We start from the raw sequence: 16,816 nt of genomic DNA on the forward strand, positions 1-16,816 counted from the left end.
TCCGAATCTTTGAACCTGCCCGGTTCCTGCCGCGACTTCTGGTCTGAGGCCCCGCCGACGGTGTCGCAGCCGTTGCAATCGCGCGCGCCCAAGCGCCGCGCGGCATCCTGGAGACGTAACGATGGCGATGATCCCGCGCGGGGTGCAAGTCCCGGCACGATGGCAGCTGCTTGCATGCGGTCTCTTCCTGATGGCGAGCTGCTCGATCGCGGCCGGCGCCGACGAGGGCATCGTCGACGTCCACGCGCTGCCCCAGCTCGAAGGTGCGGTGGAAGACATTTCGCGCCCCGATCCCTATAGCGTCGAATATCGCGTACCGATGCGGCAGGCCGTGACGCTGCCCGCGGTCCAAAAGCTCCTGCGCGACAACGGATGGGTGCCCTATGTGATGCCGCTTGAGGAGAAAAGCAGCCTGCTGAAGTTCAGGAAGGGACGACAGGGCCTTTCCGTTCATTTCACGCAGGCGCTCGGCCGGCCAGACCAGTCCGTGGTTTACTACACCACCGACCGGATCTACGGGAACGTGCCATTTCCGGAAGGCGCAAGTGACATCGTGTTCGACGGGACCCGGCCCTATCTCGGCTGCATCGCGCCGACGCCGCTCGATGCAACGTCGGATTTCTACAGCAGCCAGATGGCTGCGATCGGCTGGCAGAAGCTCACGCCGGAAACCGCCGCACGCTGGACCACCAGCCTGAATGAAACCGTTCCCAACGGCCTGCGCGCGTTCTACGCGCATGCCGATAGCAAGGAGACCGGCTTCTATCAGCAGAAGCCCGTGATGCTGACGCTGACGCGCCGCGACGATGGCCGCACCAATGTCGATATCCGGGTCGCCCCCTTCGCGCTGCCGAGCGAGCTCAAAGCCGATAGCGATCTGGCCGGCCTGCCGCGGCCGAGCCCGACCAAGACGGCCAGGGGGCTCGGCGGCGCGAGCGACAACAAGCGCGAAATGTCGGCCGCCGCGATGGCCGAGCTGCCGGCCGTGCTCGCCTTCTATCACCGCGAGTTCGCCGCGCGCGGCTGGCAGGAGGACGGCAGCGCGCAGCTCGCACCCGGTGACGAGGTCGCGATCAAGATCTCTTCGGCGGAGGAAACCGGCGTGCTGCGGCTTGGCCGCAAATATGATTTCACCATGGTCAGCCTGACCGCGCAGGTGAAGGACTCCGCGCTTGCCGCCCGTGCCAAGGCGAAGAAAGAGGCGGACGACAAGTTCCTTGGGGATGCGTTAGGTGCGGCCAAGCAGCTCATCACCGCCGACGAAGCCAGGCGCAAGGTGCAGGCGGCCGCATTGTCCGACGCGCCGCTCAACGCGCAGGCCGACAGCAAGATTCCGGTGCCGCTGCCTGAAAACGCCGAGGGTGTGAAGTTCGAGAGCGACGAGGGCAGGCTCGAGTTCTCCTCGACCTCGAGCGTGAAGGCGCTCACTGCGTTCTATCGCGCATCGCTCAAGCCAGCGGGCTGGAAAGAGCAGCCCTCCGTCATCAATCAGCCCAACATGGCGGTGATGGAGTTCGCAAAGAGCGGCAAGTCGATCTCGATGACCGTGATGCAGATGGGACCGAAGGTGAACGTTAGCGCCAACGGCTCCGGTCTGGTCGTCGCCGCGGCGAAGCCCGTCGAGGCCAAATCGACCCAAGCCAAGGCGGTCCAGACCAAATCGAAGGAGCCGCTCACGCCCGATCCCGATTCGGCCCTGCCGGTGCCGACGCAGCACAGCTCGACCGGCATCAGCTCCACGAAATTTCCCGGCAGCGACCAGTCGTTCCGGACCGAGCTCGAAGCCAGCATCCCCGCCGACCTTGGCGAGGTCCTCGCCTTCTATCGCGCGGAGCTGACCAATCGGGGCTGGCAAGAGAAGGCCGACGGCGCGATCGTGACGGCCGAGCGGGCGGAGCTCGCGTTCACCTCGCCGCAGGGGCCGGCCGTGCTGAAGCTTGGCCGCGCCCGAGACGAGACCACGGTCAGCCTGATGCAGCGAAATCCGCAGGCCGCGGCCAAGGCCGACATCATGCCGAAGGCCGGACAGGCCAGGCTGATGCTCGGCAATATGGGGCCGAAAGAAGCATCGCTGACGATCAACAATCAGACCGTAAAGATCGCGGCCGGCGCCGGCGGTCCGCAATCGCCGAAAGGCCCGATGCTCGATCTGCCGCCAGGCAAGTACCAGTACGCGCTGCGTCTGCCGGGACGCCCCACTCGCACCGAGATTCTCACAGTGGCCGCCGGCGATGCCTGGGGCCTCCTGGTGGGGCCAAACGGAGATGTGCTGCCGCTTCAGATGTATTGAGCTGCAAGGCCGTTCCGGGGCGTTCCAGGCGCCTCGGAACGCCCTCGTCCCCGCAAAATCCACGCCTTCCACGGCCCGAAACGGCTTCCCGAATCGCGCTTTTTCCAAGCCGCCGAATCGGGCTTCGAAGGCCTTGAAAATCGGCCAAAAAATTCTATTTAATCAAAGACTTGCCGGGGGATACTTTGCGCTAGGCGCAATCCGTCTTTCGTGGCACAAATAGCCCGCATATCAGCGCCTTTTGCGCCGCTGATTCGGGCGACATCTCGAAGGCCTCTCATGACAGAACCTGCTCGGCAGACGCCTGCCGAAAACGAACCCTCAAATCCGAGCGATTACGGGGCGGAATCGATCCGCGTGCTCAAGGGTCTCGACGCCGTCCGCAAGCGTCCCGGCATGTATATCGGCGACACCGATGACGGCTCGGGCCTGCATCACATGGTGTACGAGGTCGTGGATAACGCGATCGACGAGGCGCTCGCGGGCCACGCCACGCGCGTGGACGTGATCCTCAACGCCGACAATTCCGTCACCGTGCGCGACGACGGCCGCGGCATTCCCGTCGACATCCACAAGGGCGAAGGCATCTCGGCAGCCGAGGTCATCATGACCCAGCTCCATGCCGGCGGTAAGTTCGACCAGAATTCCTACAAGGTTTCCGGCGGTCTGCACGGCGTCGGCGTCTCCGTGGTCAACGCGCTGTCGAGCAAGCTCGGCTTGCGCATCTGGCGCGACAACAAGGAACACTACATCGAATTCGCCCATGGCGATGCGGTCGCGCCGCTCAAGGTGGTCGGCGACGCGCCCGGCAGGCGCGGCACTGAGGTGACGTTCCAGGCTTCGACGGAAACCTTCAAGAACATCGAGTATGATTTCGCCACGCTGGAGCACCGGCTGCGCGAGCTCGCCTTCCTCAATTCCGGCGTCAACATCGCCCTCTCCGACATGCGTCACGCGGTCGAGAAGCGCGAGGAGATGCACTATTCCGGCGGCGTCGAGGAATTCGTCAAATATCTCGACCGCAACAAGAAGGCGATCGTGCCGGCGCCGATCATGGTGCGCGCGGAATCCAACGGCATCGGTGTCGAGGCCGCGTTGTGGTGGAACGACAGCTACCACGAGAACGTGCTGTGCTTCACCAACAACATCCCGCAGCGCGACGGCGGCACCCATCTCGCCGGCTTCCGCGGCGCGCTGACGCGCCAGGTCAACGGCTATGCCGAGGCCAACGCGAAAAAGGAAAAGATCGCGCTCACCGGCGACGACTGCCGCGAAGGCCTCACTGCGGTGCTGTCGGTGAAGGTGCCGGACCCCAAATTCTCGTCGCAGACCAAGGACAAGCTGGTGTCCTCGGAAGTGCGCCCCGTGGTCGAGAACGTGCTCAACGAGGCGCTGCAGGCCTGGTTCGAGGAGCACCCTTCCGAAGCCAAGATGATCGTCGGCAAGGTGATCCAGGCGGCGGCTGCCCGCGAAGCGGCGCGAAAGGCGCGCGAGCTGACGCGCAAGAGCCCGCTCTCGGTCTCTTCGCTGCCCGGCAAGCTCGCCGACTGCCAGGAGAAGGACCCGGCGAAATCCGAGCTCTTCATCGTCGAGGGTGACTCGGCAGGCGGCAGCGCCAAGCAGGGCCGCAACCGCGAATTCCAGGCTGTACTGCCGCTGCGTGGCAAGATCCTCAATGTCGAACGCGTGCGTCCCGACAAGATGCTGCACAGCGAGCAGATCGGCACGCTGATCACCGCGCTCGGCACCGGCATCAGCGACGAATTCTCGATCGAGAAGCTGCGCTATCACAAGATCATCGTGATGACGGACGCCGACGTCGACGGCGCCCACATCCGCACGCTGCTGCTCACTTTCTTCTACCGGCAGATGCGCGAGATCATCGACGGCGGCTATCTCTATATCGCCCAGCCGCCGCTCTATAAGGTCAACCGTGGCAAGTCCGAGCAATATCTGAAGGACGAGCGGGCGCTGGAAGATTATTTGATCGATACCGGGCTGGACGATTGCGTCTATATTCCCGGCACCGGCGGCGATCGCACCGGCCGCGACCTGCGCTCGCTGGTCGATGACGCCCGCGCGGTCCGCGGCGTCCTGCGCAGCCTGCACACCCGCTACAATCGCAAGGTGATCGAGCAGGCCGCCATCACCGGCGTGCTCAACAAGGCGATCTACGGCGATCCGGAGAAAGCCGCCGCGGCAGCCCAATACATCGCCGCCCGCCTCGACACGCTCGCCGACGAGGTCGAGCGCGGCTGGATCGGTCAATACGTTGAAGGCCATGGTTTCCAGTTCGAGCGCACCGTGCGCGGCGTCAAGGACGTCGCCCTCATCGATGACGCGTTCCTGGGCTCGGTCGAAGCCCGCAAGCTCGACGAGTACACGGTCAAGCTTCAGGACGTTTACGCCCGCCCCGGCAAGCTGCGGCGCAAGGACACCGAGCACATGGTCTACGGCCCGGTCGATCTGTTCGAAGCCGTCACCGACGCCGGCCGCAAGGGCGTCTCGCTGCAGCGCTACAAAGGGCTGGGCGAGATGAATCCGGAGCAGCTCTGGCAGACCACGCTGGACGTCAATGCGCGATCACTGCTCCAGGTGAAGGTCAAGGAGGTCGACGAGGCCGACGACATCTTCACCAAGCTGATGGGCGACGTGGTCGAGCCGCGCCGCGACTTCATCCAGGAACATTCGCTGAGCGCGACGATCGATATCTGAGATCGGATGGCTTGGACGGTCGTCATGCCCGGACTTGTCCCGGGCATCTACGTTCTCCGTGCATCTGGCAAAGGCGTGGATGGCCGGGACAAGCCCGGCCATGACGTAGAGACACGGCTGAACCTCCCCCGCCCTCGCGACAAGTGCAGAATTGCTCCCGCGCTCAATTCTCGGTAGTTTCCGCCTCGAAAACCCGCCCCCCACTCAACACGACAGCGAGAGACCCCGTGGCGCCCATCCAGTACATTGTCGAGGGCGGTCACCGGCTCTCGGGCTCGATCGAGCCTTCCGGCAACAAGAATGCGGCCCTGCCGATCATCGCGGCAGCCCTGCTCACCGAGCATCCGGTGACGCTGGAGAACGTGCCGCGGATCCGCGACACCGAGACGCTGGTCGAGCTGATCCGCTCGGTCGGCGCGGCGGCGGAATGGACCGCCCGCAACACGCTTCATATTCACGCCAAGAGCATCCGCGCCGCCGATCTCGATCCGGACTTGTGCGTTCGCATCCGCGCCTCGATCCTGCTCGCCGGCCCCCTGCTCGCCCGCTGCGGCGAAGTGATGCTGCCGCCGCCCGGCGGCGACGTCATCGGGCGCCGAAGGCTCGACACGCATGTGCTCGCACTCGAGCAGTTGGGAGCCAAGGTCACCGCGACCGACCGGCTCGAATTCCGCGCTTCGAAACTGACCGGCGCCGACGTGTTCCTGGACGAGCCCAGCGTGACCGCGACCGAGAACGCGCTGGTCGCAGCCGTCGCCGCCCAAGGCACCACCTATTTGCGCAACGCCGCGTCCGAGCCGCATGTGCAGGACCTCGCCAACTTCCTGGTCGCGCTCGGCGCAGGGATCGAGGGCATCGGCACCAACACCATGATCGTGCACGGTCCGGCGACGCTGGGCGGCGCGACCTACCGGATCCAGCCCGACCATATCGAGGTCGGCTCGCTGATCGGACTCGCGGCCGTGACGCGGTCGCCGCTTCGCATCGTGCGCGCGGGCGTCGAGCATCTGCGCTCGATCCGCATGGGATTCGAACGGCTCGGCATCGTCTGCCGCATCGAGGGCGACGATCTCATCGTGCCCTCAAACCAGACGCTGAAGATCCAGGACGATTTTGGCGGCCATGTGCCGAAGCTGGAAGACCAGCCCTGGCCGGCCTTCCCGGCCGATCTGATGTCGATCGCGATCGTCACCGCCACGCAATGCGAGGGCGTGATCCTGATGTTCGAGAAGATGTTCGAATCGCGGATGTTCTTCGTCGACAAGCTGATCGCGATGGGCGCGCGTATCGTGCTCTGTGACCCCCATCGCGCCATCATCGCCGGCCCCAGCCGCCTGCGCGGTGCATCGATGATCTCGCCCGACATTCGCGCCGGCATGGCCATGCTGCTCGCGGCCGTCTGCGCCGAGGGCACCTCCACGATCAACAACGCCGACCAGATCGAGCGCGGCTACGAGCGCATCGACGAGCGCCTCAACGCGCTCGGCGCGAAGATCAGGCGCGTGCCTGAACGGAAGGGCTGAGAGTTTCTTCCTTCTCCCCTTGTGGGAGAAGGTGGCGTAGGCGGCCTTCGGCCGCCGTTTTTGAGAACGCCGAAGCTTCGCATCGGCTATAGCGCCGGATGAGGGGTTGCTTCAGCGAGTCTTGAGGGCCGTACGCGGAGAGATCCCCCTCACCCGTCTCGCCGCTGCTGCGGCGAGCCACCCTCTCCCGCAAGGGGAGAGGGAGAAGACCAAGCCATGTTTTCGTCGCCCGGCTGTGCTATTGACCCGGCCATGCTCGACACCGTCCAGCCTCGTTCGCAGCCGCAAGCCGGCGTGCCGCCAAATCCTCTCGCCGACGAATTCGTCGCGACGCTGCGGCTGGCCGTGCCGATGATGCTGACACAGCTCGGGCAGATCGCGATGATCACGACCGATCTCGCGCTGATCGGGCGGCTCGGCGAGAGCGCGGTCGCAGCAGCAGCGCTGGCGCACACGGTCTATTTCGTCAGCTTCACCTTCGGGCTCGGATTGATGGCGGCGGTGTCGCCGCTGGTCGCGCAAGCCTTCGGCGCCGGCGATGTCAGGCGCATCCGCCGCTCTCTGCGCGTCGGCTTGTGGGTCGCGTTGCTGATCTCGCTGCCGATGATGGCCTCGCCGCTCTATGGCGAGCACATCCTGGTCGCACTCGGTCAGGCGCCGCACTCGGCCGCGCTCGCCCAGCGCTATCTGAATGGGCTGGCCTGGGGCATCGCGCCGGCGCTCGGGTTCATCGCGCTGCGCAGCATGATGAGCGCGGTGAACCGGCCGCAGGCCCCGCTATGGATCACGCTCGCGGCGATCCCCGTCAATGCCGCGCTGGTCTACGCCCTGATCCACGGCCTGTTCGGCCTGCCGGAGCTCGGTCTGTTCGGCGCAGGGCTTGCGACCACCATCGTCAATCTCGGCACGTTCGGCGCCACGCTCGCCATTGCGGGACTGCGCAAGCCGTTCGCGGATTATCGTCCGCTTGCCAATCTCTGGCGGATCGACTGGCCCCTGATGCGCAAGCTCATCGCGATCGGCGCCCCGATCTCGTTCTCGCTGCTGCTGGAATATGGCCTGTTCTCTTCGGCGGCGCTGCTGATGGGGTTGATCTCGACCACGGCGCTTGCGGCGCATCAGATCGCCCTCCAGGTCACCGCCGTGCTGTTCATGGTCCCGCTCGGCATCGGCATGGCGGCCACGGTGCGGGTCGGCCACGCCTTCGGCCGCGGCGACCCGGCTGCGGTGAGGCGCGCAGGTCTCGTCGCAGCCGTGATCGGGATCGCGTTCGTCTCGGCCCTCACCGTCGCAATCATTCTCGGCCGCTATGAGCTCGGACGGCTGTTCTTCGGCAGCGGCGAGGCGAGCATGGCGACCGTCGAGCTGACTGCAACGCTGCTGCTGGTCGGCGCGACCTTCTTCATCGCCGATGCCATCCAGACCATCATGGGCGGCGCACTGCGCGGCATCAATGACACCAGAATGACGTTGGTATTCGCCGCGATCGGCTACTGGTGCGTGGGCTTTCCCATCGCCTGGTTGCTCGCTTTTCACGCTGATTTCGGCGCGGTCGGTGTCTGGATCGGACTGTCGATCGGATCGTTCGTCTATGCCGGACTTCTGATCTTGCGCTTCCGGATGCTGACGCGCAAACTGGCGGGATGAACGGGACCGTCCGCGAAGTCATCCCCGATGTCGACGCCGGCACGCTGCTGGCCGGTGCGCAATTCATCGACGCCTTTCGCGTGGAGATCGGCACAGCACCGGTGAATGCCCGCGAGGCCTGCACCAGGATGGTGTTGCACGGACCGCGCTGGATCGGTGCACTGACACGCCTGCGCAACATCCTCGTGAGGCCCTTTGGATTGAAGACATCGGGTGAAGGCGCACCAGCGCCGGGCGGCCTGATCGGCTTGTTTCCGGTGCTGAGCGAAACGCCGGAGCAGCTGGTCGCCGGCTTCAATGATTATCATCTCGACTTCCGCATCGTGGTCGATGTCGCCGGCGAAGCGGTGCTGCGCCACGTCACCCTGACCACGCTGGTGCGGACCAACAATCGGCTGGGCCGCGCCTATCTCGCGTTCATCACGCCCTTCCACAAGCTCGTCGCCCGCAGCATGATGGGGCGGCTCGCGGAGCCGGCCCGATGACGCTCTCCGTCGACCTCTACTACTCCTTTCGCAGCCCGTTCAGCTATCTGGCGCTGCCAAAAACGCTCAAGCTCGTCGAAACCTACGATCTGGCGGTGAATTTGCGGCCGGTCTATCCGCTCGCAGTCCGTGTGCCCGGGTATTTTCAAGAAGGCCAGCCCGAACTTCATTCGCTATGTGGTGCTCGACAGCACGCGCGTGGCGCAGCACGAAGGCATTCCGTTCCGCTTTCCCAGGCCCGATCCGATCGTGCAGGACAAGGTGACGTTCGACGTCGCGGCCGAGCAGCCCTACATCCACCGCCTGACCCGGCTTGGTGCCATGGCGCAGCTCGAGGGACGCTCGCTCACATTCACCGATGCAATTGCCCGCGTGCTGTGGGACGGCTCGGTGTCGGGCTGGAACGAAGGCGATCATCTCTGGCGCGGCGCCGAAAAGGCCGGCTTCGATCTCGCCGCGATGGATGCCGCAATCACCGCGGACCCTGATCGCTACGAGCAGGTGATCACGGAGAACGAGAAGGACCACGCCGCCTCCGGCCATTGGGGCGTGCCGACCTTCGTGTTCGACAACGAGCCGTTCTTCGGCCAGGACCGCATCGATTTGCTGGTCTGGCGCATGCAAGGCAAGGGCCTGATGCGGCGCTAGCTCACTCGGCCAAGCGCGCTGACTTGTCCGACGAGGCTTCCGACCACTCGCCGACGACGCGATCGAGATCGCAGAGATTCTGGTGCATCTGCTCCAGCGAGAAGCCGATCGCGAAGAAGCGCTCGGCGGTGTCGCTCGGCTGGCCGCGGATCAGGCCGTCCTGGCGAACGGCGGCAACCGCCTCGGCGTAATGCTGGAGCGCGACGTGCACGGGATGAATCGGCGGCGCGCCGGCACCAGCCCGCAACGCTTCGGCCGCCGAGCGCAGAAAGCGCACGATCGCCGCACTGACCTCCGCCAGCGGCGCGGCGAGCCGCAGCTGCACCTCGGCCGGCAACGGCACCACGGTCGAGCGGCCGATCATCACGACGTCGTGGCGCAGCCGTAGGATCGTTCGCAGCAAGGGACCGGTGTCGGGCCCGCTTGACAGGCGCGCGGCCCGCTCGCGCTCGGCTTCGGCACCGATCGCATTCATGCCCACCATCGCGGTGCCGATGCCGTCCTGGATCCGGTGCAGCGCATCGTTGTCGCGGCCGCGCGTGAGACCCGCGAGCAGCTCGGTGAAGGCGTCCGCGATCAGCTCGAGCAGCCTTGCCGCGCTGGCGCGGATCTGGCGCACCGCGCGCGAGGGCAGCACCAGGAACGAGACCAGCAATCCCGTGATTGCGCCGACCCCGACCTCGCTGACCCGATCGATTGCCGATGTCATGGGATCGGAATGATGCATCGTCGGAACCAGCAGCACGATGATGGCGGTGACCGTCGCTGCATTGAGGCTCGGGTTGATCGCGGCGACGAAGGCGAGTGGCGCGACCGCCAGCACCAGCAGCCCCAACAGGCCGGCCTCGGTCGAATAAGGGATCAGGATCGCGATGGCGCCCCCATAGATGGCGCCGCCGATGGTGCCGAGCACGTAATCGCGCGTCGCCTTCAGCGAGCGCCCGACGCTCAACTGGGTCACGATCAGCGAGGTCAGCACCGCCCAGAGCGGCAGCAGCAGATGCAGCGCGGTGGCGATCGCGTAGGCCGCGGTGGCCGCGACCGTGACCCGGATCGCCAGGCCCAGTTGCGTTCGCCGCGCCCGGACCCGGTCGAACACATCTTTTGGAAGTCCCATCGTGGAATATCCCGATCCTCTTGGAGCCTGCCAAAAGCATAGCTGATGCCCGCAGCCCATGGCCGCTTGAAAGGCCAAATCAGCCCGCCTAACTTGCGCGCCAAAACGAGGAAACACGATGGCCCACGAAACCGCAACGCTCGCTGCCTATGTCTTCAATCTGAAATACGGGGATATTCCGGCGGAAGTGCTGGATCGCGCAAAGGTGCTGACGCTGGACTTCCTCGGCAGCGCCATCCGCGCCCGCAGCGAAGCGGAATCGACCCCCTCGATCCTGAAGATGCTGGAGGCGCTCGCGCTCGACACCAGGGGCGAATCCACCGTGTTCGGCGACAGCAAGACCTGGACGCCGGCGGTCGCGGCGCTGCTCAACGGCGCGCTCGGCCATTCCCTCGACTTCGACGACACCCATGCGGACTCCTCGCTGCACCCGAGCGCGCCGGTCGTTCCGGCCGCCTTCGCCATCGGCGAGATGGTCGGCGCGTCGGGCCGCGACGTGCTGACCGCGATCGTTGCGGGCTATGAGGTCTGCTGCCGGCTCGGCAACGCGCTCGACCCGACCTCGCATTATGCGCGCGGCTTCCATCCGACCGCCACCGCTGGCACCTATGGCGCAGCAGCGGCCGCCGGAAAACTGTTCGGCCTGTCCGAGCAACAGCTCATCGCCGCCTTCGGCGTCGCCGGCAGCCAGGCCGCGGGCTCGCTGCAATTCCTGGTCAATGGCGCCTGGAACAAGCGCTACCAGGTCGGAGCCGCCGCGATGAATGGCGTGATCGCCGCGACGCTGGCGCGCAACGACTTCGTCGGGGCGACGGAATCCGTGGAGGGCAAACATGGCCTGCTCGCCGGCTACACCGACGATGCGCATCCCGACAAGGCGGTCGCCGAGCTCGGCAAGACCTACGAGACCATGAAGATCGGCGTCAAACCGTATCCGAGCTGCCGCTACACTCACGCCGCGATCGACGCGCTGATCGCAATGCGGCGCGAGCACAATCTGACGCCCGATCAGGTCAAGCGGGTCGAAATCGGCCTGCATCGCAACGGCATCACGCTCACCGGCGACGCCGCGACCAAGCGCCACCCGACCTCGATCGTCGGCGGCCAGTTCTCGATGTTCTTCACCGGCGCGCTCGCGCTCGACCAGGGCTCATTTGGCTGGGACGACTACAATCGTCTTGGCGACGCCGCCATCGACGCACTCGCCGACAAGTTCGACGTAGTGCAGGACGATCGCCTCGAAATCGGCCGCACCCACCCCTTTGGCGCGCGCGTGAGTATCACGACGGACGACGGCGTGCATGAGCGGCTCTACGCCGATCCCTCGGGAGAGCCGACCTCGTTCCCGGATGCACAGGCGATGCAGCAAAAATTCTTGACGCTGGCACGCCCGGTGCTGAATGCGCGCGCGGAGAAATTCGCGGACGCGATCATGACGCTGGAGCGGTTCGATCGCGTGGCAAAGGCGACGGAGCTGGGAAGGTAAAGCACCTCAATCCATCCCCGCCACCTTCCCTTTAGCGCGCGTTGCCGCAATCACATCCCGCACCAGATCAAACACACCGTCCGCTTCTGGCGGTGAGTTCGGCGAACGGCCGAGCCGCACGATCACGAGTCGTTCCGACGGAATCACGATTGTATACTGCCCGATCGTGCCCTTGGCGAAGAAGGCATCGCGCGGCCAGCCGTGATCGACGCGAAAGGTCGCGCCAAAGCTGTCGCCCTGGTTGGTCCAGAATCCGGCGCCGATACCGACCCAGGCATTGGGCGTCGCCGACGCCGAGTAATTCACCCAGCCCTCGGGCAGGATGCGCCGGCCGCCGGCGACGCCGTCGTCGAGATAGAGCTGGCCGAAACGCGCCCAGTCGCGCGCGGATGCGAGCATCTCGCTCGACCCCTCGATCGTGCCGGCGCCGTCGAGCTGGAGCGTGACGTGTCGCATGCCGAGCGGCGCGAACAATTCGCGGCGCGCGAAGGCAAGCGCATCGGCGGGATTGCCGCCGGCGGCGTTGCGGATCAGATGCGCGAGCATGATGGTGTTGCCATCGTGATAATTCCACACGGTGCCCGGCGCGGTCGCAAGCGGCATGCTCGCTGCATAGGCGGCCATGTCGGCCTCCACGAATTTCATGCGATTGACCGGCTCGAACGCGGAGCCAAGCGAGGCCTGAAGCGAGCTGCCGAGCGCCAGGCCCGCGGTGTGGCGCAGCAATTGATCGACGGTGATGGCGTGACGCGGATCGTCCGGATTTGTCCAGGCGGCGACCGGTGCGGGCCCGTCGAGCTTCAGTCGGCCCTGGCGCACGAGGATCCCGGTGAGAGCCGAGATCACGGACTTGGTCATGGAGAAGCCGAGCAGCGGCGTCTCCGGTCCGATGCCGTCCGCATAGCGCTCCGCGATGATGCGGCCCGACTTCATGACGACGATTGCGCGGGTGCGGCGGAATGGCGGCGATGGCGGCTCGGCGAAGGCGCGATCGAGCGCGGCTGACAGTTCCGGGCTTTGCGGCGATACGACCGCGGGCCCGGCGATCTCGGGCAGCAACGCCGGCTGCCTGTCATCAGGCGGCAGCCTGACGTCGGCGATCTCAGCACCGTGCTCGAGTGTGCAGCCGAGGCCCTCGCGATAGACGGCATGGCTGCGACCGATGCCGAACAGCGTCACCGTGACGTCCTTGCGCGCGCGATCGACCTGATAGTCCATCGCCCAGGTGAGCAGACCGGCGCCCGGCATCGCATCGGCGGTCTCGGTCAGGTTGCGCCTGATATCGAGGCCCGAGACAAACGTCTCCGAGCAGAGCACGTCGGCGATGAAGCCGGTGGCGACCTTGGGCAGGTCATGGGCGCGAACCGCGCCGAGCGCGAGGCCGGCAAAGGCGACGGTGGTGATGAGAAGGACGATCTTGCGGCGGCGGGTCACGGGCTTGCTCCGGCTTGAGGCGCGTGCCGGAGACGAAGCGGCATTCACGCGATGCCCGCTCGCCGGATTTGGAAAACGGCAGAGCCGAAAGCAGCGAGACGCTCGCCGATTCCAAAATAACCTAGATGTTTCAGTGCACTAAAGGTTAGACAGCATTCACCTTGAGCCGACGATATTCCGTCGGCGTCACGCCGGTCACGGCCTTGAAGGCGCGGTTGAAGGGACCGAGCGACTGGAAGCCGGAGTCCATCGCGATGGTGATGACCGGGACCTCGGCCTGGGCGGGATCGGCCAGCGCGGCCTTGGCCTCCTCGATCCGGTGGCTGTTCAGGAACACATTGAAATTGCGGTAGCCGAGCCCCTGGTTGATCAGCCGGCGCAGCCGGTATTCGGGAATTTTCAGCCGGCCCGCCAGCACGCCGATGCTGATGTTCTCCTGCCGATAGATCCGCTCGTCCGCCATTAGCCGCATCAGGGCGTCGATGAGCTTTTGGTCGGCGGCATCCTCGCCGACAGGCTGGCTCGCCGCGATCGCGGGCGCAGCCTCCGCAGCAGCTGGAAACAGGTCGGCGCCATCGACGCGCATCATCGCATAGGCGATGGCCGTGACGATGCTGGCAAGCACGCCGGTATTGACGGTATTGGCGACGTCGCCGACGTCGCTGCCGGCGAGGATCTGGAGCAGCGCGTTCAATCCGCCATAGAGCGCGGCAGCACAGACAATGAAGATACGGACGCGGCGGCGGCGCTCGACCAGATCGGCTGACCATGAGGCGATCGTCTGCACGATCGCGAGCGCAATGAAGCCGAGCACGATCAGGTTCACCGCGGTGACGGCGACCCGGACATGTCCGCCGGGTGCGATCCAGAGACAGCTGACGAAGCTGAAGGCTGCCACCAACGCCCAGGTCAATCCGTGCCACCGGCGCAGGCGAAACTCATCGTCGAACAGCGCGCGCGTGAACAGCCAGAACACCACGATATTGCCGGTCGACAACGCGATCAGCGGCGCATGCCATGCCGGTACCAGCGATGATGTTCCGACAGAATAGCTCACAGCATGCGCGGCCGAGCCGAGCGCAAAGGCCGCACCGAGCCGGGCTGCCAGCACATTGCGGAAATCCGAGAGTAATGACGCTGCCAACACCAGCAGCAGCGCCACGGCGGCGGCGCGAAAGGCGAGCTCGGCTGCGGCTGGGGTCATCGGGTGTTGCGATGGGTCGCGGTTGACATCAGCCGAACATCCTTCGTCAGGCGTATGTTTTCAAGCACCATCCGCACCACAGCTGTCATCGTCCGGCTTGACCGGACGATCCAGTACTCCGAGACGGCCATGATTGAACGGATAGGCCGCCGCGTACTGGATGCCCCGCCTTCGCGGGGCATAACAGCGGGCTTAGCCGCGACGCTGGCGCGGAATCCTGCTAGTATCGAGCCCAAGCAATTTAGACGGAGTTTTACCATGAGCTGGCAACCCTCGAACGATCCCGTGCTCGGCGATCCCATGTCCTGCGATGCGCTCGATCTCGTCATCGTGCCGCGCACGCGCGATCTCGGCGACGGCTTCGCGGTGCGGCGCGCGTTGCCGCACGGCAAGCGGCAGATGGTCGGGCCCTTCATCTTCTTCGACCATTTCGGGCCGGTGCAGTTCGTCTCCGGCAAGGGCATGGACGTGCGGCCGCACCCGCATATCGGGCTTGCCACGGTCACCTATCTGTTCGACGGCGCGATCATGCATCGCGACAGTGAGGGCAACATCCAGGAGATCCAGCCTGGCGCGATGAATTTGATGACGGCCGGCCGCGGCATCGCGCATTCCGAGCGCACGCCGGATGTGCAGCGCGCCTCGGGGCAGAAGATGCTGGGCCTGCAAAGCTGGATCGCGCTGCCGGCCGGATCGGAAGAGATCGCCCCGTCGTTCCAGCACTACGGCGCGGGTGACCTGCCGATGGTCACCGAGCGCGACTTCACCGCAAAGGTGATCGCGGGCTCGTCCTTCGGCATCACCTCACCTGTTTCGATGGTGTCGCCGTGGTTCTATACCGAGGTCACGGCGGCCGCGGGCGCGGTCGTGCCGCTCGACCCTGATCATGAGGAGCGCGCCATTTACGTGGTCGACGGCGAGGTCGAGATCGCGAACGAGCGCTACGAAGGGCCGCGACTGCTGATCTTCCGCCCGGGCGACCGCATCACGGTGAAGGCGCTCAAGGCCACGCGGATGATGTTTCTGGGCGGCGACGCCCTGGAGGGCCCGCGCCACATCTGGTGGAATTTCGTCTCCTCCAGCAAGGAGCGGATCGAGCAGGCCAAGCGGGACTGGAAAACCGGCCGCTTCGCCGCAGTTCCGCAGGAACATGAGTTCATTCCGCTGCCGGAATAGGCTAATCCGGCTTCCGGTCGCGCGATCAGGCGCGGCCGGATGTCCCGTCGCAAGACCTTGCCCCGAAAGTTCTGCCGATGACCACCATGCTCTCCAGCGACCTGCCCCTGCCCAAGATCGGGCGCGGCAAGGTGCGCGATATCTACGCCGTCGACGACGACCGCCTGCTGCTCGTCACCACGGACCGCATCAGCGCCTTCGATGTCGTGATGGGCGAGACCATCCCGATGAAGGGCGCGGTACTGACGCAAATCAGCGCCTTCTGGTTCAACGAGCTCGAAGGCGTGGTGCCGCATCACATGATCAGCGCCGACACCGACGAGATCATCGCCGCCGTGCCGGCCTTGAAGCCGCATCGCGCCGAGATTCTCGGCCGCGCCATGCTGTGCCGCCGGACCACGGTGTTTCCGATCGAATGCGTGATCCGCGGTTATCTCTCGGGCTCGGCCTGGAAGGAATATGCAGCAAGCGGAACGCTGGCCGGCGAGAAGCTGAAGGCGGGCCTGGTCGAGAGCGAGAAGCTGGAGCCCTCGATCTTCAGCCCGGCGACCAAGGCCGAGACCGGCCATGACGAGAACATTACCATCGCAAAAATGCGCGAGGTCGTCGGCGACGAGACGGCCTACACGCTCGAGAGCATGACGCGCGCGATCTACACGCTCGGCGAGGAGCTCGCCCGCGAACAGGGCATTATCATCGCCGACACCAAGTTCGAATTCGGCCGCGACAAGGACGGCCGCATCATCCTGATCGACGAAGTCATGACGCCGGATAGTTCGCGCTTCTGGGCCGTCGATGCCTACAAACCCGGCCAGCCGCAGGCGAGCTTCGACAAGCAGCCCTTGCGCGACTATCTCGATGTCGAGCGCCGCGCCGGCCGCTGGAACGGCGACGCCCCGCCGCCGCCTTTGCCCGCAAGCGTGGTGGACGCGACCAGCAAGCGGTATCTGGAAGCATATCGCCGCGTGACGGGAAGCGAACTCAAGATCTAGTGCAGGCCTTAGCGTCGTCCTGGACCAGCGAACGAAGTGAGCGCCGATCCAGGACCCATTACACCGGGCGCGGTTTGGCGAAGACTGTGGCCGTCACCT

Annotated in this window: 11 protein-coding genes and 1 pseudogene; 9 read left to right on the forward strand and 3 right to left on the reverse strand. The window is 65.5% G+C overall.

The features are described 5' to 3' along the window. Positions 1-121 precede the first annotated feature (121 nt). From AC0L23_RS08640 to AC0L23_RS08665, 6 genes and pseudogenes are all read left to right on the forward strand, one after another. The gene (locus AC0L23_RS08640; RefSeq protein ID WP_085385546.1) at positions 122-2,290 is read left to right on the forward strand and encodes a hypothetical protein; all 2,169 of its coding nucleotides are present in this window, start codon (positions 122-124) and stop codon (positions 2,288-2,290) included. 279 nt (positions 2,291-2,569) lie between these two features. Then, positions 2,570-5,005, forward strand: a complete 2,436-nt coding sequence (gyrB, locus tag AC0L23_RS08645) for a DNA topoisomerase (ATP-hydrolyzing) subunit B (protein ID WP_018455834.1) — start codon at positions 2,570-2,572, stop codon at positions 5,003-5,005. A 227-nt stretch (positions 5,006-5,232) separates the two neighbouring features. Next, positions 5,233-6,528 carry a UDP-N-acetylglucosamine 1-carboxyvinyltransferase gene (gene murA, locus AC0L23_RS08650; protein WP_018455833.1) on the forward strand — a complete coding sequence of 432 codons (1,296 nt, stop codon included), beginning with the start codon at positions 5,233-5,235 and terminating at the stop codon, positions 6,526-6,528. A gap of 252 nt (positions 6,529-6,780) precedes the next feature. After that, a complete protein-coding gene (locus tag AC0L23_RS08655) occupies positions 6,781-8,175 on the forward strand; it encodes an MATE family efflux transporter (protein WP_085361995.1) in 1,395 nt (464 codons plus the stop codon). After that, positions 8,172-8,660 carry a DUF2867 domain-containing protein gene (locus AC0L23_RS08660; protein WP_085361996.1) on the forward strand — a complete coding sequence of 163 codons (489 nt, stop codon included), beginning with the start codon at positions 8,172-8,174 and terminating at the stop codon, positions 8,658-8,660. The genes AC0L23_RS08655 and AC0L23_RS08660 overlap by 4 nt, the downstream gene beginning before the upstream one ends. After that, a pseudogene (locus AC0L23_RS08665) lies at positions 8,657-9,308 on the forward strand (2-hydroxychromene-2-carboxylate isomerase). The gene AC0L23_RS08660 and the pseudogene AC0L23_RS08665 overlap by 4 nt, the downstream one beginning before the upstream one ends. A 1-nt stretch (position 9,309) precedes the next feature. Here AC0L23_RS08665 and AC0L23_RS08670 read toward each other — a convergent pair. Continuing rightward, positions 9,310-10,425, reverse strand: a complete 1,116-nt coding sequence (locus AC0L23_RS08670; protein ID WP_085361997.1) for an FUSC family protein — start codon at positions 10,423-10,425, stop codon at positions 9,310-9,312. A gap of 118 nt (positions 10,426-10,543) precedes the next feature. On the opposite strand from AC0L23_RS08670, the gene AC0L23_RS08675 reads away from it, so the two are divergent. Next, entirely contained in the window at positions 10,544-11,911 is a 1,368-nt protein-coding gene (locus AC0L23_RS08675) for an MmgE/PrpD family protein (protein ID WP_018455828.1), read from the forward strand. Between the two features lie 6 nt (positions 11,912-11,917). Here the strand turns inward: AC0L23_RS08675 and AC0L23_RS08680 are convergent, their stop codons facing one another. Together AC0L23_RS08680 and AC0L23_RS08685 are read right to left on the reverse strand one after the other, a co-directional pair. Then, on the reverse strand, positions 11,918-13,345 hold the full coding sequence (locus tag AC0L23_RS08680; RefSeq protein WP_085361998.1) for a serine hydrolase domain-containing protein: 1,428 nt from the start codon (positions 13,343-13,345) through the stop codon (positions 11,918-11,920). A gap of 145 nt (positions 13,346-13,490) precedes the next feature. After that, positions 13,491-14,549, reverse strand: a complete 1,059-nt coding sequence (locus AC0L23_RS08685) for an AraC family transcriptional regulator (protein WP_085361999.1) — start codon at positions 14,547-14,549, stop codon at positions 13,491-13,493. Positions 14,550-14,807: 258 nt separating this feature from the next. Here AC0L23_RS08685 and AC0L23_RS08690 point away from each other — a divergent pair, with 258 nt between their 5' ends. Then, on the forward strand, positions 14,808-15,725 hold the full coding sequence (locus tag AC0L23_RS08690; protein WP_085362000.1) for a pirin family protein: 918 nt from the start codon (positions 14,808-14,810) through the stop codon (positions 15,723-15,725). Positions 15,726-15,802: 77 nt separating this feature from the next. After that, entirely contained in the window at positions 15,803-16,717 is a 915-nt protein-coding gene (locus AC0L23_RS08695) for a phosphoribosylaminoimidazolesuccinocarboxamide synthase (protein WP_018455824.1), read from the forward strand. Positions 16,718-16,816 lie beyond the last annotated feature (99 nt).

The organism is Bradyrhizobium sp. MI1.4 (assembly GCF_055811315.1).